Origin of the sequence: Bacillus sp. SIMBA_026 (assembly GCF_046535335.1) — a bacterium.
GTDB classification, from domain to species: Bacteria; Bacillota; Bacilli; order Bacillales; family Bacillaceae; genus Bacillus; species Bacillus velezensis.
In genome coordinates this window covers 1,907,008-1,933,802 of sequence record NZ_JAWRWX010000001.1, presented here as the reverse complement: position 1 = coordinate 1,933,802, position 26,795 = coordinate 1,907,008, and the positions used below count along the sequence as shown (strand labels likewise).

Below are 26,795 nucleotides of genomic sequence, written 5' to 3'. Positions count from 1 at the left end.
AGGAGGATCACAAAACCGTGCAGCAAAAAGTGTTATCATCACTTGAATTTCATAAAGTAAAAGAACAGATTACCGCACATGCCGCCTCATCGCTCGGCCGGGAGAAGCTTCTGCAGCTGAAACCTTTGACGGATCTCTCAGACATCCAAAAACAGCTGGATGAAGTCGAAGAAGCATCCGCGGTCATGCGCTTGAGAGGCCATGCTCCGTTCGGCGGCCTGACCGACATAAGATCCGCTTTACGGCGGGCGGAAATCGGCAGTGTGCTGACGCCGGCGGAATTTACCGAATTGTCCGGACTGCTGTATGCCGTTAAACAAATGAAGCATTTTATCAGCCAAATGACAGAAGACGGCGTCGGCATTCCGCTGATACAAGCCCATGCAGAAGAGCTGATTACATTAGGCGATTTGGAAAGGGAGATTAACTCCTGCATTGATGACCATGGTGAAGTGCTTGATCATGCGTCTCCCGCTTTAAGGGGAATCCGCACGCAGCTCAGGACGCTTGAATCAAGAGTCAGAGATCGGCTTGAATCGATGCTGCGTTCATCTTCCGCTTCTAAAATGCTGTCTGACACCATCGTTACGATTCGGAATGACCGCTTTGTCATCCCGGTCAAACAGGAATACAGATCAAGCTACGGCGGAATTGTCCACGATACATCTTCATCCGGTGCGACACTGTTTATTGAACCGCAGGCGATCGTAGATATGAACAACTCGCTTCAGCAGGCGAAAGTAAAAGAAAAACAGGAAATCGAACGAATTCTCCGAATGCTGACGGAGCATACGGCTGAACACACACAAGAAATCGCTCAAAATGTGGAAGTGCTGCAGACACTGGATTTCATTTTCGCCAAAGCGAGATACGCAAAAGCAATGAAGGCGACAAAACCACTCATGAACGGAGACGGTTTTATCCGGCTGAAAAAAGCGCGCCATCCGCTGCTGCCCCAAGATCAAGTCGTGGCCAACGATATTGAACTGGGCGAAGATTACTCAACGATCGTTATCACGGGACCGAATACGGGCGGTAAAACCGTTACGTTAAAAACACTCGGGCTGCTGACGATAATGGCGCAGGCAGGATTGCACATACCGGCTGATGAAGGATCGGAAGCAGCCGTATTTGACAATGTGTTTGCCGATATCGGCGATGAACAGTCGATCGAACAAAGTCTGAGTACGTTCTCATCCCACATGGTCAATATCGTCAATATTTTAAAAGACGTGTCTGAAAACAGTCTTGTGCTGTTTGATGAACTCGGTGCCGGAACAGATCCGCAGGAAGGAGCGGCGCTTGCCATGAGCATCCTTGACGAAGTTCACCGGACAAACGCCAGAGTGCTTGCGACAACCCATTATCCGGAACTGAAAGCATACGGATATAACAGACAAGGCGTCATGAATGCCAGCGTTGAATTTGACATCGAAACGCTTTCGCCTACTTATAAGCTTCTGATCGGAGTGCCGGGCCGAAGCAACGCATTTGAAATCTCAAGACGCCTTGGGCTTCCGGAGCATATCATCGGCCAGGCGAAGTCAGAAATGACCGCCGAACATAACGAAGTCGATCTGATGATCGCATCGCTTGAAAAAAGCAAAAAAAGAGCGGATGAAGAACTTTCTGAAACCGAATCAATCAGAAAAGAAGCAGAAAAACTGCACAAAGAGCTTCAGCAGCAAATCATTGAGCTGAACGCCCAAAAAGATAAAATGATGGAAGAAGCCGAACAGAAAGCTGCGGAAAAACTGGAAGCCGCCGCAAAAGAAGCCGAACAGATCATCCGCGAACTCCGGTCCATCAAGCAAGAACACAGATCCTTTAAGGAACACGAGCTGATTGACGCCAAAAAACGTCTCGGAGACGCGATGCCGGCTTTTGAAAAATCAAAGCAGCCGGAAAGAAAAACAGAGAAAAAACGCGAGCTCAAGCCGGGCGACGAAGTAAAGGTGCTCACATTCGGACAAAAAGGGGCGCTGCTTGAGAAAACCGGCGAGAAAGAATGGAACGTCCAAATCGGCATCCTCAAAATGAAGGTGAAGGAAAAAGATCTTGAGTTTCTCAAATCGGCTCCTGAACCGAAAAAAGAAAAAGCAATCACCGCCGTAAAAGGGAAGGATTATCACGTATCCCTTGAACTTGACCTCAGGGGAGAGCGTTACGAAAACGCCCTCAGCCGCGTCGAAAAATATTTAGATGACGCGGTGCTTGCCGGCTATCCGAGAGTGTCCATCATTCACGGAAAAGGCACGGGCGCCCTCCGAAAAGGGGTGCAGGATCTTCTGAAAAACCACCGCAGCGTGAAAAGCTCGCGGTTCGGGGAAGCGGGAGAAGGAGGATCAGGCGTAACGATTGTCGAACTAAAATAAAAAGGGAGTAAACGTCATGAATGCTTTTTGGGAAAATGAGCTTGTTGAAATCGCGGCTTATTACAGTGTAGCCGTCTTGTGTCTCGTCATTTTTCTGACCGTGTTTGAATTGGTGACATCCTATAAAAACTGGGTGGAAATCCAAAAAGGCAATCTTGCGGTGGCAATGGCGACCGGAGGGAAAATTCTCGGTATCGCAAATGTCTTTCAGCACAGCATCGCCCAGCATAATTCGCTTTTGCAAATGATCGGCTGGGGCGTATACGGATTTATTATGCTTTTAATCAGCTATTTTATCTTTGAATTTCTGACGCCCCGGTTTAAAATTGATAAAGAAATTGAAAAAGATAACAGAGCTGTCGGCTTTATTTCATTTGTCATCTCAGTCGGCCTGTCATTTGTGGTGGCCGCCGGGATTTAAGGGGACGGGGAAAAATGGAGAAGCTTGCGAAAGTGCTGCTGTCGGCAGCGGGAATTTTTCTGTTCATCGGACTTATTTATCTGGTCATGACATCTTAATACTGAAAAAAGGCTGCCGAACTGAATTGGCGGCCTTTTTTATTGAGAATACCAGTTTATGCAGGCCGTATCAGAGCAAATGACGGCTTCCCAACTCATGGCGCGGATGACAGACGGCATGTCTTGATCTTCCATGAGAAAGAGTGTCGTAAAAGAATCATATATGCTCATAAAAGCCACGCGCCGTTTTTCGTCGGCAATGATCATGTCAGCCCGCAGCAATCCGCATACATCCGAAGCCGCCGTTTGATTGAGTGAAAATATGCCTTTCTCTTCGACAGGCTCATTATAAGTGCAGCGCTTTATGCCTTTTGAACGGAACACATCCAAAAGTCCCGGAATTAAAAATGGTGAAGTGACATCCTCGCTCGGCAAGTACAGATCGGGATGATGAAGCCGATTTAACAGCTCGGCGGATTCAGGATGTGCATATTCATCCCGAAGTGCCATGACAGCGCTCATAAGCGCAAGTGCCGTTTCTTTTTCAGAGCGCAATCCGCAAACGGTCATGACGGTTTGCCAGGAAACGGGTCTGCCCATCGCGATGATCTCCTCATCACTCGGATACATATGTTCATAAGGCCGTTTGCGCTTTTGCTCTTCCCACCCATCAGGCATCCGGACAAAGGGATGGAGCAAAAAGGCGGCTGACGTAAACGGCTTCGGCAGCTGGCGCAGGATAGGAACTCCTTCTTCAAAATGCAGCGTTTCCAGCAAACTCAACACCTCCTGAAACTCGAAATTTCACATGAAACGCTTTCCAATTCCAATCACCCTTCTGCTATAATAATAGCGTATAGGAAAACAGAAGGGAGAGGTATTATGCAGTCTGAAAAGCCATGGCTTTCTCAATATCCCGAAGAGATTCCGCATGAGCTTGAATTTACCGATCAAACCCTGCCATCCAATCTGACAAACTCCGCAGCTCAATTCCCGAACCACACCGCCATTTATTTTCTCGGAAAAAAACTCACATTCCAAGACGTTCTCACAGATTCGTTAAAGCTAGCCGCTTTTTTACGCAAAACAGGCCTGAAAAAAGGGGACAGAGCCGCCATTATGCTGCCCAATTGTCCGCAGTCGGTCATCGCTTTTTACGGCGTATTGTTTGCCGGCGGCATTGTCGTTCAGACCAATCCTCTCTACACGGAACACGAGCTTGAGTATCAGCTGAAAGACAGTGCGCCGCGCGTGATCATCACCCTCGATATGCTGTTTCCGAAAGTGATAAAAATGAAAACGTTATCACTCGTCGAACGCATTATTACAACGAGTATAAAAGACTTTTTGCCGTTTCCGAAAAATATGCTGTATACGCTCACACAAAAACAGCAGGTTCATATTGATTATGACGGATGCGAACAAATTCACAAATTAGCGGATATTTTAAAAAACGAAAAAGCGGAGGAAGCGGAGCCATTTGATATTGACCCTGCGCATGACATCGCCGTGCTTCAATACACGGGCGGAACAACCGGCTATCCGAAAGGTGTCATGCTCACACACCGGAACATTCAGGCCAATACAGAAATGTGCGCCGCCTGGATGTACAAAATGAAAAAGGGAGCCGAAAAGGTGCTCGGCATCGTGCCTTTTTTTCATGTGTACGGATTGACCGCCGTGCTCAATTTTTCCATTATGCAGGGATGTGAAATGATCCTTCTTCCCAAATTCAATCCTTTGGATACCTTGAAAACAATCGACAGGCTGAAGCCGACGGTTTTTCCCGGGGCGCCGACGATTTACATCGGGCTGTTGCATCATCCGGAGCTGAATAAATATGATCTGTCCTCCATTGAAAATTGTCCGAGCGGTTCAGCGGCGCTTCCGGTTGAGGTCAAACAGAAATTTGAAAAAGTGACCGGAGGAAAGCTTGTGGAAGGCTACGGATTATCCGAAGCATCACCGGTTACCCATTCAAACTTCATTTGGGGAAAAAATAAACCCGGCAGCATCGGCTGTCCCTGGCCCAATACCGACGCCGGAATCTATTCAGAAGAAAAAGGCGGGCTTGCGGAGCCGTATGAACATGGCGAGCTGATCGTAAAAGGCCCTCAAGTCATGAAAGGATACTGGAATAAGCAGGAGGAGACCGCGCGTGTCATCAGAGACGGCTGGCTGTTTACCGGAGATATGGGATATATGGATGAGGAAGGATTTTTCTACATCGCCGACAGGAAAAAAGACATCATCATTGCCGGCGGATACAACATTTACCCCCGGGAGGTGGAAGAGGCGCTTTATGAGCATGAAGCCGTTCAGGAAATCGTCGTAGCGGGCGTTCCTGATTCCTACAGGGGGGAAACGGTGAAAGCATTTATCGTTTTGAAAAAAGGCGCCGAGGCAGATGCCGATGAGCTTGATGCGTTTGCAAGAGAGCGGCTTGCGCCGTACAAAGTCCCGAAGCTTTACGAATTCAGAAAAGAGCTTCCGAAAACGGCCGTCGGAAAAATATTAAGAAGGCGTTTAGTCGAAGAGGAAGATGCTTCCCGTGAAAACAAGGTGCCTTAAAAGAAAAACTTGACAAAATCCGGATTCCTTTTTATCATGAAGTTATGAATGAATAGTCATTCATTTATCGAAGGAAGGAACGATGACATTGAACCAAAAACGGCCAAAGTATATGCAGATTATTGATGCAGCAGTAGAAGTCATAGCGGAAAACGGCTATCACCAATCACAGGTGTCCAAAATCGCCAAGCAGGCCGGCGTTGCGGACGGCACCATCTATTTATATTTCAAAAACAAAGAGGATATACTCATTTCTCTTTTTAAAGAAAAGATGGGCCAGTTCATTGAACGCATGGAAGAAGAAGTGAAAGAAAAAACGACGGCAAAAGAAAAACTCGCTCTCGTTATTAAGCAGCATTTCACACTGCTCGGCAATGACCGCCACCTCGCGATTGTGACCCAGCTTGAGCTCAGACAGTCGAATATCAAGCTGCGCCTGAAAATCAATGATATTTTAAAAGGTTATTTAAACATGCTGGACACCATTTTGACCGAAGGAATCAAGTCGGGGGAATGGAAAGACAATCTCGACGTCCGCCTCGCCCGGCAGATGATATTCGGGACGATAGATGAAACAGTGACAACATGGGTGATGAACGATCAGAAATATGATCTTCCGGATTTGTCAGACAAGGTATTGGAGCTGTTGGTGTCAGGAATTCATCAAAACTAAAGGGGGTTGACGGATGAACAGCCTTTCGATGGCGGTAGAACAATCTGTTGCGGTGATCACCATTAATCATCAGCCGGCCAACGCGCTGTCCGGTGCGGTTTTAGATGAGTTGTCCGGTCTGTTCGACAGGTGTGAAACGGATGACAGCGTCAGAAGCATCATCATTCGCGGTGAGGGAAAATTTTTCTCGGCGGGCGCCGATATAAAGGAATTTACGTCGCTTGAAAATCTTGAGCAATCTTCTGCCATGGCGGATAAAGGCCAGCAGCTGATGGAAAGAATTGAAGGGTTTCCGAAGCCCGTTATCGCAGCGATTCACGGCGCTGCGCTCGGCGGCGGTCTTGAGCTAGCCATGGCCTGCCATATCAGAATCGCTACATTGGATGCAAAGCTCGGCCTGCCCGAGCTGAATCTCGGCATTATCCCGGGCTTTGCCGGGACGCAGCGGCTTCCCCGGTACGTCGGTACGGCGAAAGCGCTTGAAATGATCGGCACTTCAGAACCTATGACCGGAGAAGAAGCGCTCAGCCTCGGCCTTATCACGATAGGCGCCGAACATGAGGAAGAGCTGCTGCAAAAAGCGAAAACGCTCGCGGGCAAGTTTGCGGAAAAAAGCCCGCAGTCGATGGCTTATCTGCTTGAGCTCCTTTATTCAAACAAGATCTATTCTTATGACGGCGGCTTAAAGCTTGAAGCAAAGCGCTTTGGGGAAGCATTTGCATCAGATGACGCAAAAGAAGGCATTCAGGCATTTCTCGAAAAAAGAAAGCCTCAATTCGGTGGGCGAAGATAAAGGGGATAAGATTATGAATCTATTTGTACTGATGAAACGGACGTTTGACACAGAAGAGAAAATCGTCATTGAAGCAGGAAAGATTCAGGAGGACGGGGCCGAATTTATCATTAATCCGTATGATGAATACGCCATTGAAGAAGCCATTCAGCTGAAGGAAGAGCACGGCGGAACCGTTACCGCTGTAACCGTCGGCGGAGAAGATGCGGAGAAAGAACTGAGAACCGCCCTTGCGATGGGCTGTGACCAGGCGGTGTTAATCAATATTGAAGATGATCTGAGCGATCCTGACCAATACTCCATTTCAACTATCTTATATCATTACTTCAAGGACCGGGAATATGATCTGATTCTCGGCGGAAATGTCGCGATTGACGGCGGTTCAGGCCAAGTGGCTCCAAGGCTTGCCGAACTGCTGAACATTCCTTGCGTCACAACGATCACAAAACTGACAATCAGCGGCGATGAAGCTGTGGCAGAGAAAGACAATGAAGGGGATACCGAAATCATTAAAACCTCACTTCCTTTAGTCATCACGGCACAGCAAGGCTTAAACGAGCCGCGCTATCCGTCGCTTCCGGGCATTATGAAGGCGAAGAAAAAACCGCTGGAAGAACTTGAGCTCGATGATCTCGACATTGATGAAGATGAAGCCGCACCGAAGCTCAAAACGATCGAACGTTTTCTGCCGCCGCAAAAAGAAGCGGGCAGACTGATCGAAGGAGAAGCCGCTGAGCAGGCGAAAGAGCTTGTGTCACTGCTGAGAAAAGAAGCCAAAGTCGTATAAACCGATATTAAAGAAACTGGGGGATGTCAGAATGGGAAAAAAAGTGATCGTACTCGGAGAAATTCGTGACGGCGCCTTACGGAACGTCACCTTTGAAGCCATAGCCGCAGGCAAAACCATTTCCGGCGGAGGAGATGTCATCGGCGTACTGATGGGAAAAGGCGCGGCTGATGCAGCACCAGAACTCATTCAGTACGGCGCCGATAAAGTATTTACGGCCGATGCGCCGGGGCTTTCTCAGTATACGGCGGACGGATATGCCGCGGTTCTCGGGGATCTGATCGAAAATGAAAAGCCTGATGCGGTCATTTTCGGCCACACTTCTATGGGAAAAGATTTGTCACCTAAGCTTGCGGCCCGGTTTGAAACGGGGCTGATCTCAGACAGCACGGATGTAAGCGTTACCGGAGACAACATCGTTTTTACAAGACCGATTTATTCGGGCAAAGCCTTTGAACAGGTGATTTCAACCGATCCGTTCATTTTGGCGACAATCCGTCCGAACAACATTCAGGCATTAGAAAAAGACGCGAGCCGCACGGGTGATATTGAAGAGCTTGCGGCACCTCCGGCAGATTTGCGGACGGTCATTGAAGAAGTAGTCAAAAAAACGGCGGACGGCGTGGATTTATCAGAAGCGAAAATTATCGTAGCAGGCGGCCGCGGTGTAAAAAGCAAAGATGGATTTGAACCGTTAAAAGAACTTGCCGACGTGCTCGGAGCAGCGGTGGGCGCTTCACGCGGCGCGTGTGACGCGGACTATTGCGATTATTCCCTTCAAATCGGCCAGACGGGAAAAGTCGTCACGCCGGATTTGTATATCGCCTGCGGAATTTCCGGAGCGATTCAGCACTTGGCGGGCATGTCAAACAGTAAGGTCATCGTTGCCATTAACAAAGACCCGGAAGCGGAAATATTTAAAATAGCGGACTACGGAATTGTCGGCGATTTGTTCGAAGTGGTTCCGCTTCTGACCCAGGAATTTAAAAATGCCAATATTCATTCATAATCAAAACCCTCTGGCTTATTTGTCAGAGGGTTTTGATTTGTGTTAATTAGTTCGGACAAATTATAGATTAATAAAACAACGGATTGACATGTACGAACCAATGTAATAAGCTTTTGTAAAGCGCTTACAAACTTATCCATACAGCATTCATCCCAGATAGATTGTCTCTAGTGCTTTCATTCTTATTAAGGGGAAGGAATGATCAAGTTTGTCTCACAATACGGCAGTCATTCAAACTGATATCACACGGGGAACCATTAATAAAAACATATACGGACATTTCGCGGAACATCTGGGAAGAGGCATATATGAGGGCATCTGGGTCGGAAAAGATTCCGATATTCCGAATACCGGCGGGATCAGGACGGATGTCGCCGACGCCCTCAAACAGCTTCAGATTCCCGTCCTCAGATGGCCGGGCGGCTGTTTTGCAGATGAATACCATTGGGCAAACGGCGTAGGGAAACGCAAAACCATGCTGAATACCCATTGGGGCGGGACGATTGATTCCAATGAATTCGGCACGCACGAGTTTATGATGCTTTGTGAACTGCTTGGCTGCGAACCGTACATCGCCGGAAACGTCGGCAGCGGAACGGTTAAAGAAATGGCTGATTGGATTGAATACATGACGTTTGAAGCGGGCACGCCGATGTCCGACTGGAGAAAAGAAAACGGGCGGGAAAAACCGTGGAAGCTGAAATATTTCGGAATAGGAAATGAGAACTGGGGCTGCGGCGGAAACATGCATCCTGAGTATTATGCCGACCTTTACAGAAACTTTCAAACCTATGTCCGCAATTACAGCGGTAATGAAATCTATAAAATTGCCGGCGGCGCGAATGTCGACGATTACCGCTGGACTGAAACTCTAATGAAAAAAGCCGCTGATCTCATGGACGGGCTGAGCCTGCATTATTACACAATACCGGGCGACTTCTGGAAAGGGAAAGGATCAGCGACGGAGTTTACGGAAGATGAATGGTTCATCACGATGAAAAAAGCGGCGCATATGGATGAATTGATCACAAGGCACAGTGCCATCATGGATCAGTACGATCCCGAAAAAAGAGTCGGGCTGATCATTGATGAATGGGGCACGTGGCTTAATCCTGAGCCGGGCACGAATCCGGGCTTTCTGTATCAGCAGAATACGATCCGCGACGCCCTTGTCGCAGCCACGCATTTTCACATTTTTCATCAGCACGCAGACCGCGTACAGATGGCCAATATCGCGCAAACCGTCAATGTGCTTCAGGCAATGATCCTGACAGAAGGGAAAGAAATGCTGTTGACGCCGACGTATCATGTGTTTGATATGTTTAAGGTGCATCAGGACGCATCTCTTTTGGCGACAGAAACAAAAGCAGCCGGGTACGAAAGGAATGACGGCCGGCTCCCGCAAGTCAGCATTTCAGCGTCCAAACAGCAAAACGGAGACATACATATCAGCATTTGCAATATCGATCATCTGCACAAAGCTGATGTGAAGATTGAACTGCGGGGCATGAAAAAGACAGGGAAGCCTTCGGGAACGATTCTGCACGCGGAAAAAATGAATGCCCATAATACATTCAGCAGTCCGGAAAACGTCAAACCGAAGCCGTTTTCCGGGTTTGCTCAAAAGGGCGGAAAACTTGAGGCGGAGCTTCCTCCGATGGCGGTTGTATTAATCACGCTGCCTGCGGACCCATCTTAAGTTTTGAACGCCTGCCGCCCGGATATAATACACTGTATAAAAAAGATTATTTCCGGCGGGTTCGGGAGAAAATAATATAAGCATTAAATTAGCATGAACGAATGGGAGATGCTATACTAAAAATCATCATTTGACAATTGGAGGAATAACAAAATGGCTATCGTAAAAGCAACTGATCAATCGTTCTCAGCTGAAACAAGTGAAGGTGTCGTATTGGCTGATTTCTGGGCTCCTTGGTGCGGACCTTGTAAAATGATCGCGCCCGTTCTTGAAGAGCTTGATCAAGAAATGGGAGACAAACTGAAAATCGTTAAAATCGACGTGGATGAAAACCAAGAAACTGCCGGTAAATACGGCGTCATGAGCATCCCGACACTTCTCGTATTGAAGGACGGAGAAGTCGTTGAAACATCTGTCGGTTTCAAACCGAAAGAAGCTCTTGAAGAGCTTGTAAACAAACATCTGTAAGCCGAAAGCTTCCGTTACGGCAGGGCGATTCCTTTGAAGGGAATCGCCTTTTTTGATCTTCCAAAAGCTGAGAATGGAGAAAAACAAATGTTCGTGATACACTGAATGGACACGAGAAATGAATGTAAGGAAGGGTAACGTATGAATAAACAACTGAAAGAAAAACTGGCCCTCCTTCCCGATCAGCCGGGCTGTTATTTAATGAAAGACCGTCAAAAAACAGTCATCTACGTGGGGAAAGCGAAAGTCTTGAAAAACAGGGTGAGGTCTTATTTCACCGGTTCTCATGACGCAAAAACCCAACGGCTTGTGACGGAGATTGAGGACTTTGAATATATCGTGACTTCCTCTAATCTTGAAGCGCTTATTTTGGAAATGAATCTGATTAAAAAATACGATCCGAAATACAATGTCATGCTGAAAGATGATAAAACCTATCCCTTTATTAAAATCACCCATGAACGCCATCCGCGGCTGATTGTCACTCGGAATGTCAAAAAAGACAAGGGACGCTATTTCGGCCCGTATCCGAATGTGCAGGCGGCGCGGGAAACGAAAAAACTGCTGGACCGCCTTTACCCGCTCAGGAAATGCTCAAAGCTTCCGGACCGCGTCTGTCTCTATTATCATCTCGGACAATGCCTCGCCCCATGTGTAAAGGATATATCTGAGGAGACAAACCGCGAGATTGTTGAAGACATCACCCGTTTTTTAAAGGGAGGGCATAACGAAATCAAAAAAGAGCTCGAAGCGAAAATGGCAGAGGCGGCGGAAAAGCTTGAATTTGAACGGGCTAAAGAATTCCGCGACCAGCTTGCCCACATTGAATCGACGATGGAGAAGCAAAAAATGACCATGAATGACCTTCTGGACCGCGATGTGTTTGCATATGCCTACGATAAAGGCTGGATGTGCGTCCAAGTCTTTTTCATTCGCCAAGGAAAACTGATCGAACGCGACGTCAGCATGTTTCCGATGTATCAGGAAGCGGATGAAGAATTTCTGACCTTCATCGGCCAGTTCTATTCCAAAAACAATCACTTTCTGCCTAAGGAAATTCTGGTGCCTGACAGCGTTGACAGGGACATGATCACCGAGCTGCTGGAAACCGCCGTGCATCAGCCGAAAAAAGGCCCGAAAAAAGAGCTGCTTTTGCTTGCGCACAAAAATGCGAAAATCGCTCTGCGGGAAAAATTCTCGTTAATCGAGCGGGATGAGGAACGGTCAATCGGTGCAGCCGAACGGCTCGGCGAAGCGCTGAATATTTATACGCCGCATCGGATTGAAGCATTTGACAACTCCAATATTCAAGGCACAAACCCCGTATCGGCCATGATTGTCTTTATTGACGGAAAACCGAATAAAAAGGAATACCGCAAATATAAAATTAAAACCGTAACAGGGCCGGATGATTACGGCTCAATGAGGGAAGTCGTCAGAAGAAGGTACACGAGGGTGCTCCGCGAAAATCTTCCGCTGCCGGATTTAATCATCATTGACGGCGGAAAAGGGCAGATTAACGCGGCGCGCGACGTGCTCGAGAATGAGCTCGGCCTTGATGTCCCGGTAGCGGGATTGGCGAAAGATGATAAACACCGAACATCCAACCTTTTGATCGGCGACCCGCTTGAACCGGTGTTTTTGGAGCGGAACAGCCAAGAGTTTTACCTGCTTCAGCGTATTCAGGACGAAGTTCACCGTTTTGCGATCAGCTTTCACAGACAGATCCGGGGAAAAAGCGTCTTTCAATCCGTTCTGGATGATATCCCCGGAATCGGCGAAAAACGCAAAAAAATGCTCTTAAAACATTTCGGATCTGTCAAAAAGATGAAGGAAGCAAGCCTTGACGAGATCAAAAAAGCGGGTGTGCCGGCCGCGGCGGCCCAGCTGCTGTTTAAAAAATTAAAAAAATAGTATTGTGCTTTTCTGAAAAATCTGCTAGAATGTGAACTAATTTCATAAGATCGTGTTATATGGTGAAGATAGAGGTGCGAACTTCAATAGTAAGCCTTTGGAGAATGATGGATTCTGCGAAAAAGGCTGAAAGGGGAGCGTCGCCGAAGTGTATCACATCCCATCGGTGTGATTTGCTGGCCTTGCATTAAATAAATGTAAGGCTGTCAAGAATTCATTTTCTTGGAGGGCTATCTCGTTGTTCATAATCAATCGTAATGATATGAAAAAGCAATGAGAGCTATTCCTCTCATTGCTTTTTTTATTGTGGACAAAACGCTCTTTTCTCCTCACCCGCACGAACCAAAATGTAAAGGGTGGTCTAGTATGGGTCTTATCGTACAAAAATTCGGAGGCACTTCCGTCGGCTCTGCCGAAAAAATTCAAAATGCCGCAAATCGCGCCATTGCTGAAAAGCAAAAAGGCCATGATGTCGTAGTCGTCGTTTCGGCAATGGGAAAATCAACCGACGCGCTCGTTAACCTCGCGGCTGAAATCACATCTGAACCAAGCAGACGCGAGATGGATATGCTTTTGTCTACGGGAGAGCAGGTCACGATTTCGCTTTTGGCCATGGCGCTTCAGGAAAAAGGATATGACGCCGTCTCTTATACGGGCTGGCAGGCGGGTGTCCGCACGGAAGCCGTTCACGGTAATGCGAGAATTACGGATATTGATATCACGGCGATTCGTTCGCAGCTTGCAGAAGGCAAAATTACAGTCGTTGCCGGTTTTCAGGGCGTAACGGAAGACGGAGGCATCACGACGCTCGGACGGGGCGGTTCCGATACGACGGCGGTCGCTCTTGCAGCAGCGCTGGAAGCGGATAAATGCGACATTTATACAGATGTTCCGGGCGTATTTACGACAGATCCGCGGTATGTCCGGTCAGCGAGAAAACTGGCGGGAATTTCTTATGATGAAATGCTGGAGCTTGCAAATCTAGGAGCGGGTGTTCTTCACCCGCGGGCGGTTGAGTTCGCGAAAAACTACCAAGTGCCTTTGGAAGTGCGGTCAAGCACAGAACATGAAGCTGGAACATTAATTGAGGAGGAATCATCAATGGAGCAGAATTTAATCGTCAGAGGAATTGCATTTGAAGACCAGATCACGAGGGTGTCCGTTACAGGCCTTGCAAGCGGATTGACAACACTTTCAACAATCTTCACCGCGCTGGCAAAACGAAACATCAACGTTGACATTATTATTCAGACACAGTCGGACGATGGGGAAGCGGATATTTCTTTCTCGGTGAAAACGGAAGATGCCGCGCAAACGGTCGCCGTGCTTGAAGAATATAAAAACGCGCTTGACTATGAAAAAATTGAAACCGAAAGAAAACTGGCGAAAGTCTCCATTGTCGGGTCGGGCATGGTTTCAAATCCCGGCGTCGCCGCGGACATGTTTGCCGTACTGGCGGAAAAAAATGTACAAGTCAAAATGGTGAGCACATCTGAAATAAAAGTATCAGCGGTTGTCAGCGAAAATGATATGGTGAAAGCGGTCGAAGCGCTTCATGATGCGTTTGAGCTTTCTAAACAGCCGTCTGCCGTATAAACGGGCAGGCAAAAAGGCGGGACTTGGAGTCACCGCCTTTTTTCAATTATACAGGGTCCTTCATATCCCATTTTACGGTCAGGACGACTTTATCCGCTCTCTTTTTTACCTGTTCATAAGATTCTGCAATCTGATCGTTCATCAATTGAATCTGTTCGGCTATAAAACCGGCTTCAAGCTGAAAACAAGGCTCTTTCTGATGTTTGAGCCTGCTGGATACGAGCGGTCCTTCCAGTTCGAATTCCAGTTCTTGTTTTTTTGATCCTGCGTTTGTCAAAGTTCCCCAGCCGGCTTTTTCAAAAAAGGCGGGGATTTCTTCCCACGATTGAAGAGGAAATTTGCGGGCGAGGCGTTTTCCCGCCCAATACATCATGGATGAATGCTCCGGGCCGAGGATATCCGGAAGCACGATTTCCCGGATTAATTCGTAGCCGTATGCGCTGACGTCGAGTTCAGTTAAAGGTTCTAAAGCTGCTTCATAATTATTCTTCATATTATGTATTCCCCTCTCTCCTTCGTTTATTATAGCTTAAACATGGGGGAGGATTACAGGATGATCCTATAAAACACGCGAAAAAATGTGAGAAAGATATCGCAGGAAAATAAAATTTTCCCTCCAGATAATCAATTCCGAAAATTATAATTTATGTACACGTTTTCTTGACGCCCTTTTGAGGGAGGAGTAAAATGAAATTGTCAATAAATTTTAATAAAGTGCTTACAATTGAAACGAAGTGGGGGCAGAGATTTTAGTACATTTCGCACTTAAATCAAACAGGGGGTAAAGTAATGTCTGGGAACAGAGAGTTTTATTTTCGAAGATTGCATTCCTTGCTCGGTGTTATTCCGGTCGGCATCTTTTTGATCCAGCATTTAGTCGTCAACCAATTTGCCGCAAGGGGAGCGGATGCGTTTAATAAGGCGGCCGGCTTTATGGACAGTCTGCCGTTCAGGTATGCGTTAGAAATTTTTATTATTTTCTTACCTTTAATTTATCATGCGGTTTACGGTGTGTACATAGCATTTACTGCGAAAAACAACGCTGGCCACTACAGTTATTTCAGAAACTGGATGTTTGTGCTTCAGCGTGTCACTGGTATTCTCACCCTTATTTTCGTCAGCTGGCATGTATGGCAGACGCGGATTGCCGCGCAGATGGGCGCTGAAGTCAACTTCGATATGATGGCGAATATTCTGAGCTCGCCGTTTATGCTCGGTTTTTACATTGTAGGCGTTTTATCGGTCATTTTCCACTTTTCGAACGGCTTATGGTCTTTTGCGGTCACATGGGGGATCACGGTCACGCCGCGTTCTCAAAGAATTTCGACTTACGTGACGCTGATTATATTTTTAGCGCTTTCATACGTAGGTTTAAAAGCAATTTTTGCGTTTGTGTAAGAGAACTAGATTACTAGAGGGAGAGGGGCTATCATGAGTCAATCAAGCATTATCGTAGTCGGCGGGGGTCTTGCCGGCCTCATGGCGACAATTAAAGCAGCGGAATCAGGCACGGCCGTTAAATTGTTTTCCATCGTTCCGGTCAAACGCTCTCACTCGGTCTGCGCGCAGGGCGGGATAAACGGAGCTGTCAACACAAAAGGGGAAGGAGACTCTCCGTTTGAGCATTTTGATGACACGGTATACGGAGGCGACTTTTTGGCAAACCAGCCTCCTGTAAAAGCGATGTGTGAAGCGGCACCGTCCATTATCCACTTATTGGACCGCATGGGGGTTATGTTTAACAGAACGCCGGAAGGGCTCTTGGACTTCCGCCGTTTCGGGGGTACACAGCATCACAGAACCGCATACGCGGGAGCGACGACGGGTCAGCAGCTTCTTTACGCACTGGACGAGCAGGTGCGCAGATATGAAGTGGCGGGTCTTGTCACAAAATATGAAGGCTGGGAATTCCTCGGCGCCGTTCTTGACGATGAGCGCACGTGCCGCGGTATCGTAGCCCAAAATCTGACCAATATGCAAATCGAGTCATTCCGTTCTGACGCCGTTATTATGGCGACGGGAGGTCCCGGAATCGTATTCGGCAAATCAACAAACAGCATGATCAACACGGGATCTGCCGCATCAATCGTCTATCAGCAGGGCGCTTATTATGCAAACGGCGAATTTATCCAAATTCACCCGACAGCAATCCCGGGGGACGATAAACTGCGTCTGATGAGTGAATCGGCGCGCGGCGAGGGCGGAAGAGTCTGGACGTACAAAGACGGAAAACCTTGGTACTTCCTTGAGGAAAAATATCCGGCTTACGGAAACCTCGTGCCGCGGGATATTGCGACACGTGAAATCTTTGACGTGTGCGTGAATCAGAAACTCGGCATCAACGGTGAAAACATGGTGTATCTCGATCTGTCGCACAAAGATCCGAAAGAGCTTGACGTTAAGCTTGGCGGCATTATCGAAATCTATGAAAAATTCATGGGCGATGACCCGCGCAAGCTTCCGATGAAAATTTTCCCTGCCGTTCACTATTCAATGGGCGGACTGTGGGTTGATTATGATCAGATGACAAGCATCCGCGGACTGTTCGCAGCGGGTGAATGTGATTATTCAATGCACGGAGGAAACCGTTTAGGGGCGAACTCTCTGCTTTCCGCCATCTACGGAGGAATGGTGGCCGGACCGAATGCGGTGAAATATGTTTCCGGACTTGAAACATCAGCGGAAGACCTGTCTTCTTCATTATTTGATTCCTATGTGAAAAAAGAAGAAGAAAAATGGGCCGATATCATGAAGATGGACGGCGACGAAAATGCTTACGTGCTTCACCGTGAGCTCGGAGAATGGATGACGGCCAACGTCACGGTGGTCCGCCACAACGACAAGCTTTTGAAAACGGATGACAAAATCCAAGAGCTGATGGAACGCTTTAAGAAAATCAATATCAACGATACGACAAAATGGAGCAACCAAGGGGCGATGTTCACCCGCCAGTTCTCCAATATGCTTCAGCTTGCCAGAGTCATCACGCTCGGCGCATATAACCGAAATGAAAGCCGGGGAGCGCACTATAAACCGGATTTCCCTGAAAGAAATGACGATGAGTGGCTCAAAACGACGATGGCTAAACATGCCGGTCCGTTTGAAGCTCCGGAATTTGAATATCAGGATGTCGATGTATCACTGATTGCGCCCCGTAAACGCGACTACTCGAAGAAGAAGGTGGCGAAATAATCATGAGTGAGAAAAAGATACGGTTTATCATTACACGTCAGGATACGCCCGAAAGCGCGCCATACGATGAAGAATTCGAAATCAATTACCGCCCGAATCTGAACGTGATTTCCGCCCTGATGGAAATCCGCAGAAATCCCGTGAATGCAAAAGGAGAGAAAACCACTCCGGTCGCATGGGACATGAACTGTCTTGAAGAAGTATGCGGCGCCTGCTCCATGGTCATCAACGGAAGACCGCGCCAGTCATGTACGGCGCTGATTGATAAGCTGGAACAGCCGATCCGTCTGAAGCCGATGAAAACATTCCCGGTTGTCCGTGACCTTCAGGTTGACCGCAGCAGAATGTTTGATTCACTGAAAAAAGTGAAAGCATGGGTGCCGATTGACGGAACTTACGATTTGGGACCGGGGCCGAGAATGCCGGAAAAACGCCGCCAGTGGGCATATGAATTGTCTAAATGCATGACATGCGGCGTCTGCCTCGAAGCCTGCCCGAACGTCAACAGCAAGTCGAAATTCATGGGGCCTGCCCCGATGTCGCAAGTGCGTCTGTTTAACGCCCATCCGACGGGCGCGATGAACAAAGCAGAACGTTTAGAAGCGTTAATGACAGACGGCGGCCTCGGAGATTGCGGGAATTCACAAAACTGTGTTCAATCCTGCCCGAAAGGCATTCCGCTTACGACTTCAATCGCTGCTTTGAACAGAGATACCAATTTACAAGCATTCCGTAATTTCTTCGGAAGCGACAGAGTATAAGAAAGAGAAAAAGAGCCTCTTCCGCACGGGAGAGGTTTTTTTATAAGGAGCTGAAGGTGATGAAACAACCGCAATATATTGATATCCCGTTTGAAGAATGGAGACAGTCGTTTTCTTTCTTTACTGAAGTATCGGTTCGTTTTTCAGAAACGGATATGTTCGGCCATATGAATAATGTAACCCCTTTCATCTATTTTGAAGAAGCACGGATCGCTTATTTTAAACAGCGAGGCATAACGGCGCAAAACTCGGAAACGATGACGGTCGTCGCAAGCCAGCAGTGCGACTATATGCGTCAGGTGATGCCGTATGAAAATCTGCGGATTTATGTGAAAGCAAGCGCTGCCGGAAATGCGTCCGTCACCCTTCATTACCTTGGAGAAAATGAGTCGGGCCTCCCGTGCTTTACAGGTTCCGTCGTTATGGTTCAAGTGTCGAAGAAAAGCGGCAAAGCGGTCAGCTGGACGGAGCGGGAGAAAGGCATTCTGCTCGCCTGAACGGATAACTATTTCTCTGAGAGACGTCACCTCCGAAGCGCCCTTTACATATGATATCTTGACTATATAAACCCATTCGTTTCAGATTCGCTCTCACCTTAGCAAGGAGGGTTACAATACTTGAAGGAGAAAGATTTTCAATCAAAGCCGCTGCTGACCAAAAGAGAAAGAGAAGTATTCGAATTGCTCGTTCAAGACAAGACAACAAAGGAAATTGCAAGCGAGCTATTTATCAGTGAAAAAACTGTACGGAATCACATTTCAAATGAGATGCATACCTGTTGCAAACAAAGAGCCTGAAAAGGCTCTTTTTATATGATCAGCCTGGCTTTGTTTAAGTACATATTTAAGCGGAGATACGCAAATGATTCAGGCACTTTGAATATGTCGGCAATGACTTGCGCCGCGAAGTATTGATTATGAGGGATTTCAATTTGCCGGAGCATAAATGTAGGAATGCAGAAATGATATGCAAAATAATTCGCCTGACACTCTAAGTATTCTTTCCAATAAATCGGCATGATCTTATCATTATTTTCATGTCTGAACTCGTGGCAGACCTCATGAGAAAAATCAAGCCATTGTTCTTTTCTGGACTTTCGTGAATCTAAAGAAATGGTGAACATTCCCTTGAAGCGCAGCGCAAAACTGGTTACCGGATTGTATACGATTAAAATATCCAGCGCATGAGCGATATGATCAAAATTAATGTCAGATGGATGGAGAATGTTTATTTCCCTATACAGCCTTTCAATCCAATCTTCCAGATGACTTTTTGTGTATACCAAGATGAACGCCCCCTTAAATGTGTGGAAATTAAAATGTGTACAATCTTCCTATGGTAAATGTGTCCAATAGCCTATTGAAAATTATGGATCAAACATATGTTCTATTTTAAGCGAAAAAGAAATGCCCCCGCAAGAGGGCAATTTTTATTTTTCGTCCTTTTTCTTCGCATCCTCAAAACTAAGAATATTGAAATCGATCCTTTTTTCTGTTCCGAGCTCATCAAATGTTTTGGAATCGGTCGGAGCTGGAATAATCATTTTTATATTTTTAATATCCTTTGAATTATCCTTTAAAACCCACCATGTCTGATCTTCTTTCTTTACTTTTCCTAAAAAGTCTCCGCCTACTTCGCCCATTAAGCCCATATCAGTTTCGACTTGTTCGCCTGTGTTTGTTACAATGACAGATTGATTCGGATCGAATGTAATATCCTTCGAAGAAGTGTTTTCCGCCTTCAGTTCCATTACAACTGATCGTACCTTGTCTTGATCATTAAAATAAAGGGACTTGGCGTCTTCCGTTGGCGTAATCTCCAAGACTCTGACGCTTTCGATATACAGTTTCATATCACCCATTTTAACAGGCTTCAGTGGTGTGTCTTTTCCGTCAATACCTACTTCATCGCTATACCCGATGCCAATAGTCTTTACATGCCCTAATCCTTCAATATCGCCTTCACCTGTTTTTTGGAATTTGTCTTTAATTGCAGCGTCTTTTTTTGCTTGCTCTTTTTTCTTATCGACTTTTTCCACTACAACGGCTTTGACTTTAGGCATGGAGGTGCCTGATTCACGCCCCTCGTATGTACCATAGATTTTAACAGTATCTTGCAGTTTGAATTTGTCAGAGCTTTTATTGCTGACAGTGTAAGCCTCTGAACCATCACTGTTTTTGCTCACAGTGAACGCTACATTCTTCGAAACTGTCTTCCCATCATCATCCACGTTATCTGCATATGTTACGTCGCCTTCAATAACAATTTTGGTGCCCTTTTTTATTCCGGCGCTATTAACTTGAGCGTAATCATATGGCTTTGCATCTTTTTTTAACTGGTCTTCTAAGGAAAGTGACTTTGTTTTGTTCGAAGAGTCATCCCCTTTAGAAGATGTTGAGTCAGAATTGCATGCAGCTAAAGAAAAACTTAATGTTAACGCCCCAATACCTAACAACCATTTTTTCAAAGCAATTTTCCCCTTTTTTGTAGAAATGAATACACTTTATTTATATCGGCAGAAGCCGGAATTTTTTATTGTCTTCTCTGTAAAAGCGGCAATTTTCTCTCTATATAAGCGCTTTTTAATGCAATTTAACACCGTATTTTCCTCTGATTTTTTTGGTACTACTCCGGTATACCATTGGGACACGGGAGGGACACGATTGGGATACGGGATATTTCGCGAACCCTTGATAAACGTAGGTTTATCCACTTGTAATATTTAACATTGGGACACAGATTGACTTACATTAGTTTCCATTCGTTTTTGTTGGGTTTCTTCTATTAGATAACTAAATAACTAAAGATAACTAAAATAACAAAGACGTCGTTTTTTGATAAACAAAGGATTGGTTTATCAAAGTGATGAGATTATTTGTGTCACTACAGACTAAAAAAATCAACTTTCATCAGTTGGCTTGTCCGGTTTATATTTGTTATTACGAATATCACCTGGCTTGCGGCCTGCCTCTAATTGCTGCGCAATTATCTTCTGTGCTGCCTTAAGGATAGAATCAGTGATCTTACCGTCAGCAGCAGCAATTAATGTATCAGGGTCCTCTAAAATTTTTAAGGCTTCATCCCGGTACATTTTTTCTTTTGTTTCTGAAGGCTCGTCTCTCAGCAAATAGTCAATCGTAACACCGTAGTAGTCAGCAATCTTGATGAGAGTTGCATGGTCTGGCTCTCTCTTACCTTGTTCATATGCTCCATACGTAGAACGGGCTATGCCGATGGCTTTTGCGACGTCCTCTTGCTTCATATGCGGACCTTGTTTTTTCCTCAATTCCACCAGTCTATTTTTAATTGCCATAGTTACACCTACTATCTTTTAAAAGATAAAAATCATAACTTATTATAACTCTACATTTTGTGGAATTAAAAGTGATGCCACAAAATGAAGAATTTTTTTCGGGTTTTTTAAGGGATATGGTTGACATTCCACGAAGTGTGGTTTAATATAAATTTACAAGCCACACAACGTGGAATGAAGGGAGGCTGAATCATGAAAAAAGAGTGGTTGCAGCAGATAAGATTAAATGCAGGGCTTACTCAAGAGCAGGTCGCCTCAAAAGTTGGAATAGCCAGATCAACATACGGAGCTATTGAGACTGGCGAGCGGAATGTAAGGCCGCATATAGCAAAAAAAATCGCAAAACTCCTTGGTTTTCAGTGGACTCTTTTTTTTGAAGATGAATGCCACACATTGAAGAATTATAATTCGCAGGAATCGGCGTAATTCCTTGGGTAGTCCATCTGTCCAACACGAATACACTGTCGTGAGGTGAGCGCAATGGCTAAACAAACAAAGACTAAAACAACGAACATCAAAATCGGCAAAGAGTATTACGGAACAATGGACAGAGAAGAATGCTTCCGTAAAGCTCTGGAACCGTATTTCACTTCAAAAAAAGACCTGAAGTTAAACGCTTAAAATTTTCTGCTTCACCTTTTTTTGGTGGACAAGCAAAGGAGGCCACAACAACATGAATCAACTGCAAAACTTCTCCCATAAGCAGTTTGGAGAGCTGCCAATCATTCAAATTAACAACAAAGACTATTTCGGCGCAACTGAAGCTGCGGAGGCACTCGGCTACGCAAATCCACATGACGCCATATCAAAACATTGCTTGGAAAGTGGGGTCGCGTTTCACGAGGTCACCGATTCAATGGATCGGACCCAGCAGAAAAAATTTATCAACGAGGGAAATTTGTATCGGCTGATCGTGAAATCAAGGCTTCCCGCCGCAACTCAGTTCGAATCATGGGTGTTTGATGACGTGTTACCAACATTACGCAAAACAGGCCAGTACGGCGGCCCGAGAGTTTTATCCGATGAAGAACAGCGAATCGAATCGCTGAAACTCACTTTACAAACAGCAGAACAACAACAAAAAATGCAAAAAGTGTTGTTCCATCATGAAAAACAGATCGGTGAGCTCAGTCAAAAAGTGGACGAGCAAATCACCCTGGATTCCGGAGAACAGCGCCGGTTTCAAAAAGTAGTCGCGCGCCGGGTTTATAGCATCACGGAAGGTAAGGAAGAAGCGGCCAGGCTTTTCAGAGAAATACACCGTGAGATAAAAGACCGGTTCGGCGTTGCAAGCTACAAAGACATAAAGCGCCGGGAGCTGTTATCCGCAATCAAATATATAGAAAATTGGATTCCTCGGAAGGTTTCCTAAATCCTTTCGAGTTCCTTCATTAATTAAATTTTACCAGTGAACAACTGGATATATCAGGAGGCAAACATATGGAGAACAACCCATACAATTTGCATAATCTACCCCGGATCATGCGTAGTGTTCGCAAAGCGGCAGGGCTTGCACAATACCAGATCGGTAATTTGATAGGCGGGAAGGATCAGCGGTATGTTTCAGACGTTGAAAATGGATTCAGCAAGCTTACTCCGGAATTATGCATCAAGTGGTTTGAAGCGTGCGGCGCATACGAACATATTGATCTCGTACATTACCTCTTCAAACTGCATCCGACAGCGGCGGCGCCAATTGACCCGGCTCTTAACGAGAGCGCGAGCGCGGCGGTAATTAACATGATCCATCAGCTTGAAGAAGCATTGCAAGCAACACGGCAGTTATCGCGCTGGCTGGCGAACGATAGGCCGGGCCGACAGTCGGAAGAACTGCCAATGGCTGATATTAAGCAGATTTTCGATCTTATCCCGGCAAACAAAACGTTGATATATTCGCTGGTCCGCAGTCATGGTTTGAATATGAAGGACCTGGCCGACAGGTGGACGCGTAAGGCGCTAATGAGTCAGGTTGCAATGGCAAAACAAGAGGGAAGGCAGGCGGTGCTGGTGTGATTGATGACAAAGTGCTGGTTAAGCGGCGTAACGCGGCCAAATTAGAAATGATAGTGATTGAAGAATATTCGAAAATTCTCAGCAAATCTTTAATAAGCGGTGACCTTGAACAAGCAGATAAAGCATATGCGAGGATGCAACAAGCAAGCGCGAGACTGGAAGATTATAAGGCCGAAAAAAGAGAGTTTCTTCGGATGGTACAACCAGTTAAGTATATGAGTCCTGCAACTGCTCAGGAATTTCAAAGGAGGTTTTTGGTTGATGCAGCATATTGAAAATCCGATGGTTCTGAACAACTGGCATGACAAGGCGACTGAACTGGAAACAAAAAAGGACTTTTTCGGGGACGAAGTAACGTCAGCAGATAATTATGTAATCGACTGCGGCGAGATAATTCTACAAGACAATCTCAAACGCTACTTAAAGGAGCAACTTGGATTTAAATTTCATTCAGCACAATAAAAAAAGCCCACTTTGCAGAGTGGACTTCAAAAGGTCTTTTGGTAAAGAAATGTTCCTTTAATTATACCAAATTACCTGTCTAAAAACAATTAGAAATCGGGGGAAATAACAATGATCAAATTAAACCTTGAAAACAATATCGGTAAAAAAGCGAATTTTGAAGCTGACAGTTTAACAGCTCGGGAAGCAGGCTCAATTATCCATCAAATTATTACTTACATGAATGCCGATGAAATGCCTGGCCGCATCCGTCCCGAACAAATATCTACGGCAGCCCGTCAAACAGCAGAGTCTATTACTGCTATTCCTCAAAAGGATGACGTAGAAAAAAACACCGATAAGGCAGGCGCGGCAGATGCGAGAGAGGCAACAAATACAGTGACAAATCGGCTTGCTGAAAAAGCTGAACCTGCCGAAAAAATCAATTCAAGACCAAGACAGGTTCAATTGTTGAACAGTGAACGCCGTTTGGCGACGCCAATTGTTTTCCCTACAAACGACAAGGGGGAGCGTGAAAAGTGGAAAACAAGATTTTCGTGCCCTTCATGTGGATTAAGTGAAACAAAACACGTCCCCCAAGGATTCCGTTTTACACCATGTGATAACTGCGGAACGCGTGTTCAAATCAAACCTGCAAACGATGCGTGGGGGCAGGAAGATTCAGAGGGATTCGTATACAGAGCCAATAACTTCTACGAGGAAAAAAAGGAGGGAAGATACGATGCCTAAACCAGTAACAGCATCTTTCAGTGACCGGGTGGACGATCAGAAGCGCCTGAGAGAAGTCGGCGGCTCAATCATGTTCAGTAAGGGAAAACCGGTATTTTCCTTCCCATCAATGGACGCATACCGAGAATGGCAGCGGCTTGGTGCGGAAGCATACAAAAGAAAGGTAGGGATTATTTAATGCAAGCAGAGGTTTTCGCTTCGACAGCGGACATGAGTCGGGACGAATGGCTTCTTGAGCGACGGAAGGGCATCGGCGGTTCAGATGCCTCCGTAGTCTTGGGGTTAAACAAATGGAGAACCGCATTTGAATTATGGCTGGACAAAACAGGACAAGTCCCGGTCAGTGAGTCAGCCAGTGAGGCGGCTTACTTCGGCTCAATCCTTGAGGACATTGTCGCAAAAGAATTTGAAGTACGGAGCGGGAAAAAAGTTAGGCGTAAAAAGTCCATGCTGAAGCATCCTGAATATGATTTCATTTTGGCGAATGTTGACCGAATGATCGTTGGAGAAAAGGCCATTTTGGAATGTAAGACCACATCGGAATACAACTTGAAAGAATGGGAAAATGACGAGATCCCTGCTGACTATATTGTTCAGGTCCAGCACTATCTTGGAGTGCTTGGTCCCGAGTATAAAAAAGCATACTTTGCTGTTTTGATTGGCGGAAATAAATTCGTCTGGAAAGAAATTGAGCGGGATGATGAATTAATCGAAATGATATTCACTGCCGAAGTCGAGTTTTGGAATACTTCGGTGTTGGGTGGGGTTGCTCCCGCATTGGACGGATCAAGCGCAGCAGAAGAATATCTAAAAAAAAGGTATGCGGAAACGGAAAGCAACAAGGTTATTGATCTTACAGCGGTAAACCGTGAACGGATAAAGCAGTATTTGCAATTAAAGGAAAGCATCGCTGAATTGCAATTGCAGGCGAAAGAATTAGAAAACCAAATCAAGCACGAAATGAAGGAAGCAGAATACGGATTCATTGGAAACTATCAGACTAGCTGGAAACCGGTTATAACTAACCGGATCGACACTAATAAACTGAAAGAGCAGTTTCCAGATGTATATGAGAAAGTCACAAAAGAAGTGCAATATAGACGCTTTGGAATTAAGGAGGTTAGCTAAATATGGCTACAAATGAATCACTTAAAAATAACATTCAAAAACAGAATAACGCGCCAGGGCAGCCGCAGGGAACAACGATGAAGGGCCTGCTTTCTTCTCCGGCAGTCATGAACCGGTTTGAAGAAGTTCTAGGGAAAAGGGCGTCTCAATTCACAGCATCAATTTTAAGTCTGTACAACAGTGAAAATACTCTTCAAAAAGCAGAACCTATGAGTGTAATTTCATCGGCTATGGTGGCGGCAACGCTTGATCTGCCAGTGGATAAGAACTTGGGTTATGCCTGGATCGTTCCGTATAAAGGGCGCGCACAATTTCAGCTTGGTTACAAGGGATACATTCAGCTTGCTTTGCGGACAGGCCAATATAAATCTATCAATTGCATATCTGTCCATAGAGGAGAATTGCAAAAGTGGAACCCACTAACCGAGGAAATAGAGATTGATTTTGAAAAACGGGAATCAGATGAGGTTATTGGCTACGCTGCTTACTTTGAGCTTTTAAACGGTTTCCGGAAAACAGTGTATTGGACAAAGGCGCAAGTAGAGAAACACAAAAAGAAGTTTAGTAAGTCGGACTTTGGTTGGGGCAAGGACTGGGACGCAATGGCGCTTAAAACCGTTCTTAAATCCATGCTTAGTAAATGGGGGATTCTCTCCATTGAAATGCAAAAGGCAGTCATTGAGGATAACGAGGAACGTGAGCGCATTGACATTACTGACGAAATGGCAGAGCCAGAGATTATTGATGCCGGAGCACCGGAGGAAAAGCCGAGCGCGCAGAATGCTGATCCTTTTGATGGTAAGCCTGTTGACATTAGCGAAAATGACCTGCCATTTGATTGAGGTTAGCATAC

Annotated in this window: 31 protein-coding genes and 1 riboswitch; of the genes, 26 read left to right on the top strand and 5 right to left on the bottom strand. The window is 45.9% G+C overall.

Features of this window, described 5'->3' with window-relative positions:
* The first annotated feature begins 17 nt into the window (after positions 1 to 17).
* Both SB847_RS09495 and SB847_RS09490 read left to right on the top strand, forming a co-directional pair.
* Positions 18 to 2,375 (top strand): endonuclease MutS2, encoded by a 2,358-nt coding sequence (locus SB847_RS09495; RefSeq protein WP_101670121.1) that lies wholly within the window; start codon positions 18 to 20, stop codon positions 2,373 to 2,375.
* 16 nt (positions 2,376 to 2,391) lie between these two features.
* Entirely contained in the window at positions 2,392 to 2,796 is a 405-nt protein-coding gene (locus tag SB847_RS09490; protein ID WP_003152541.1) for a DUF350 domain-containing protein, read from the top strand.
* Between the two features lie 137 nt (positions 2,797 to 2,933).
* On the opposite strand, the gene SB847_RS09485 is transcribed toward SB847_RS09490, so the two are convergent.
* Positions 2,934 to 3,611 (bottom strand): DUF2711 family protein, encoded by a 678-nt coding sequence (locus tag SB847_RS09485; protein WP_410561335.1) that lies wholly within the window; start codon positions 3,609 to 3,611, stop codon positions 2,934 to 2,936.
* 105 nt (positions 3,612 to 3,716) lie between these two features.
* On the opposite strand from SB847_RS09485, the gene SB847_RS09480 reads away from it, so the two are divergent.
* The 9 genes from SB847_RS09480 to SB847_RS09440 all read left to right on the top strand — a co-directional run bounded on the left by SB847_RS09480 (position 3,717) and on the right by SB847_RS09440 (position 14,344).
* The gene (locus SB847_RS09480; protein ID WP_038459415.1) at positions 3,717 to 5,405 is read left to right on the top strand and encodes an AMP-binding protein; all 1,689 of its coding nucleotides are present in this window, start codon (positions 3,717 to 3,719) and stop codon (positions 5,403 to 5,405) included.
* A gap of 88 nt (positions 5,406 to 5,493) precedes the next feature.
* Positions 5,494 to 6,078, top strand: coding sequence for a fatty acid metabolism transcriptional regulator FadR (fadR, locus tag SB847_RS09475; RefSeq protein WP_007408119.1), 585 nt, complete (start codon positions 5,494 to 5,496; stop codon positions 6,076 to 6,078).
* Positions 6,079 to 6,091: 13 nt separating this feature from the next.
* Positions 6,092 to 6,871 (top strand): enoyl-CoA hydratase, encoded by a 780-nt coding sequence (locus SB847_RS09470; RefSeq protein ID WP_101670119.1) that lies wholly within the window; start codon positions 6,092 to 6,094, stop codon positions 6,869 to 6,871.
* Positions 6,872 to 6,884: 13 nt separating this feature from the next.
* Entirely contained in the window at positions 6,885 to 7,658 is a 774-nt protein-coding gene (locus tag SB847_RS09465; protein WP_007612949.1) for an electron transfer flavoprotein subunit beta/FixA family protein, read from the top strand.
* A 31-nt stretch (positions 7,659 to 7,689) separates the two neighbouring features.
* Complete coding sequence (locus SB847_RS09460; RefSeq protein ID WP_101670118.1) at positions 7,690 to 8,667, top strand: electron transfer flavoprotein subunit alpha/FixB family protein; 978 nt, start codon at positions 7,690 to 7,692, stop codon at positions 8,665 to 8,667.
* Positions 8,668 to 8,875: 208 nt separating this feature from the next.
* Positions 8,876 to 10,366, top strand: coding sequence for an alpha-N-arabinofuranosidase (locus tag SB847_RS09455; RefSeq protein WP_101670117.1), 1,491 nt, complete (start codon positions 8,876 to 8,878; stop codon positions 10,364 to 10,366).
* Positions 10,367 to 10,519: 153 nt separating this feature from the next.
* Complete coding sequence (gene trxA / locus SB847_RS09450) at positions 10,520 to 10,834, top strand: thioredoxin (protein WP_003152560.1); 315 nt, start codon at positions 10,520 to 10,522, stop codon at positions 10,832 to 10,834.
* A 141-nt stretch (positions 10,835 to 10,975) separates the two neighbouring features.
* Positions 10,976 to 12,748, top strand: coding sequence for an excinuclease ABC subunit UvrC (gene uvrC / locus SB847_RS09445; protein WP_410577632.1), 1,773 nt, complete (start codon positions 10,976 to 10,978; stop codon positions 12,746 to 12,748).
* Positions 12,749 to 12,809: 61 nt separating this feature from the next.
* Positions 12,810 to 12,989: riboswitch (Lysine riboswitch) on the top strand.
* A 125-nt stretch (positions 12,990 to 13,114) separates the two neighbouring features.
* Entirely contained in the window at positions 13,115 to 14,344 is a 1,230-nt protein-coding gene (locus SB847_RS09440) for an aspartate kinase (protein WP_032873773.1), read from the top strand.
* A gap of 46 nt (positions 14,345 to 14,390) precedes the next feature.
* Here the strand turns inward: SB847_RS09440 and SB847_RS09435 are convergent, their stop codons facing one another.
* The gene (locus tag SB847_RS09435; RefSeq protein ID WP_007612940.1) at positions 14,391 to 14,837 is read right to left on the bottom strand and encodes a YslB family protein; all 447 of its coding nucleotides are present in this window, start codon (positions 14,835 to 14,837) and stop codon (positions 14,391 to 14,393) included.
* A gap of 296 nt (positions 14,838 to 15,133) precedes the next feature.
* Here SB847_RS09435 and sdhC point away from each other — a divergent pair, with 296 nt between their 5' ends.
* The 5 genes from sdhC (at position 15,134) to SB847_RS09410 (ending at position 19,094) form a co-directional block, all read left to right on the top strand.
* The gene (gene sdhC / locus SB847_RS09430) at positions 15,134 to 15,742 is read left to right on the top strand and encodes a succinate dehydrogenase cytochrome B558 (RefSeq protein ID WP_003152571.1); all 609 of its coding nucleotides are present in this window, start codon (positions 15,134 to 15,136) and stop codon (positions 15,740 to 15,742) included.
* A gap of 33 nt (positions 15,743 to 15,775) precedes the next feature.
* Complete coding sequence (gene sdhA / locus SB847_RS09425; protein ID WP_003152573.1) at positions 15,776 to 17,536, top strand: succinate dehydrogenase flavoprotein subunit; 1,761 nt, start codon at positions 15,776 to 15,778, stop codon at positions 17,534 to 17,536.
* A gap of 2 nt (positions 17,537 to 17,538) precedes the next feature.
* On the top strand, positions 17,539 to 18,297 hold the full coding sequence (gene sdhB, locus SB847_RS09420; RefSeq protein ID WP_003152575.1) for a succinate dehydrogenase iron-sulfur subunit: 759 nt from the start codon (positions 17,539 to 17,541) through the stop codon (positions 18,295 to 18,297).
* Positions 18,298 to 18,356: 59 nt separating this feature from the next.
* The gene (locus SB847_RS09415) at positions 18,357 to 18,794 is read left to right on the top strand and encodes an acyl-CoA thioesterase (protein ID WP_012118126.1); all 438 of its coding nucleotides are present in this window, start codon (positions 18,357 to 18,359) and stop codon (positions 18,792 to 18,794) included.
* A gap of 120 nt (positions 18,795 to 18,914) precedes the next feature.
* Positions 18,915 to 19,094: a helix-turn-helix domain-containing protein gene (locus tag SB847_RS09410; RefSeq protein WP_016938666.1), complete on the top strand. Its 180-nt coding sequence runs from the start codon at positions 18,915 to 18,917 to the stop codon at positions 19,092 to 19,094.
* An 11-nt stretch (positions 19,095 to 19,105) separates the two neighbouring features.
* Here SB847_RS09410 and SB847_RS09405 read toward each other — a convergent pair whose 3' ends face one another.
* The 3 genes from SB847_RS09405 to SB847_RS09395 form a co-directional block, all read right to left on the bottom strand.
* On the bottom strand, positions 19,106 to 19,582 hold the full coding sequence (locus tag SB847_RS09405; RefSeq protein ID WP_016938667.1) for an ImmA/IrrE family metallo-endopeptidase: 477 nt from the start codon (positions 19,580 to 19,582) through the stop codon (positions 19,106 to 19,108).
* Between the two features lie 144 nt (positions 19,583 to 19,726).
* Positions 19,727 to 20,764 carry a hypothetical protein gene (locus SB847_RS09400; RefSeq protein ID WP_239033933.1) on the bottom strand — a complete coding sequence of 346 codons (1,038 nt, stop codon included), beginning with the start codon at positions 20,762 to 20,764 and terminating at the stop codon, positions 19,727 to 19,729.
* Positions 20,765 to 21,196: 432 nt separating this feature from the next.
* The gene (locus tag SB847_RS09395; RefSeq protein ID WP_073981975.1) at positions 21,197 to 21,610 is read right to left on the bottom strand and encodes a helix-turn-helix domain-containing protein; all 414 of its coding nucleotides are present in this window, start codon (positions 21,608 to 21,610) and stop codon (positions 21,197 to 21,199) included.
* A gap of 192 nt (positions 21,611 to 21,802) precedes the next feature.
* On the opposite strand from SB847_RS09395, the gene SB847_RS09390 reads away from it, so the two are divergent.
* The 10 genes from SB847_RS09390 (at position 21,803) to SB847_RS09345 (ending at position 26,784) form a co-directional block, all read left to right on the top strand.
* Positions 21,803 to 22,036: a helix-turn-helix transcriptional regulator gene (locus tag SB847_RS09390; protein WP_073981974.1), complete on the top strand. Its 234-nt coding sequence runs from the start codon at positions 21,803 to 21,805 to the stop codon at positions 22,034 to 22,036.
* Positions 22,037 to 22,090: 54 nt separating this feature from the next.
* Positions 22,091 to 22,231 carry a hypothetical protein gene (locus tag SB847_RS09385; RefSeq protein WP_016938671.1) on the top strand — a complete coding sequence of 47 codons (141 nt, stop codon included), beginning with the start codon at positions 22,091 to 22,093 and terminating at the stop codon, positions 22,229 to 22,231.
* A 52-nt stretch (positions 22,232 to 22,283) separates the two neighbouring features.
* Complete coding sequence (locus SB847_RS09380) at positions 22,284 to 22,982, top strand: BRO family protein (protein ID WP_410577628.1); 699 nt, start codon at positions 22,284 to 22,286, stop codon at positions 22,980 to 22,982.
* A 68-nt stretch (positions 22,983 to 23,050) separates the two neighbouring features.
* Positions 23,051 to 23,623, top strand: a complete 573-nt coding sequence (locus SB847_RS09375; RefSeq protein WP_127010345.1) for a helix-turn-helix domain-containing protein — start codon at positions 23,051 to 23,053, stop codon at positions 23,621 to 23,623.
* Positions 23,620 to 23,898, top strand: a complete 279-nt coding sequence (locus SB847_RS09370) for a hypothetical protein (protein ID WP_315956709.1) — start codon at positions 23,620 to 23,622, stop codon at positions 23,896 to 23,898. Before SB847_RS09375 ends, SB847_RS09370 begins: the two co-directional genes overlap by 4 nt.
* Complete coding sequence (locus tag SB847_RS09365) at positions 23,885 to 24,085, top strand: YqaI family protein (RefSeq protein WP_315956708.1); 201 nt, start codon at positions 23,885 to 23,887, stop codon at positions 24,083 to 24,085. The genes SB847_RS09370 and SB847_RS09365 overlap by 14 nt, the downstream gene beginning before the upstream one ends.
* Positions 24,086 to 24,196: 111 nt before the next feature.
* Positions 24,197 to 24,814, top strand: a complete 618-nt coding sequence (locus tag SB847_RS09360) for a hypothetical protein (protein WP_315956707.1) — start codon at positions 24,197 to 24,199, stop codon at positions 24,812 to 24,814.
* Positions 24,807 to 24,992 carry a hypothetical protein gene (locus SB847_RS09355; RefSeq protein WP_103041985.1) on the top strand — a complete coding sequence of 62 codons (186 nt, stop codon included), beginning with the start codon at positions 24,807 to 24,809 and terminating at the stop codon, positions 24,990 to 24,992. The genes SB847_RS09360 and SB847_RS09355 overlap by 8 nt, the downstream gene beginning before the upstream one ends.
* Positions 24,992 to 25,942, top strand: a complete 951-nt coding sequence (locus SB847_RS09350) for a YqaJ viral recombinase family nuclease (protein ID WP_410577625.1) — start codon at positions 24,992 to 24,994, stop codon at positions 25,940 to 25,942. Before SB847_RS09355 ends, SB847_RS09350 begins: the two co-directional genes overlap by 1 nt.
* 2 nt (positions 25,943 to 25,944) lie before the next feature.
* Entirely contained in the window at positions 25,945 to 26,784 is an 840-nt protein-coding gene (locus SB847_RS09345; protein ID WP_205161030.1) for a recombinase RecT, read from the top strand.
* Positions 26,785 to 26,795 lie beyond the last annotated feature (11 nt).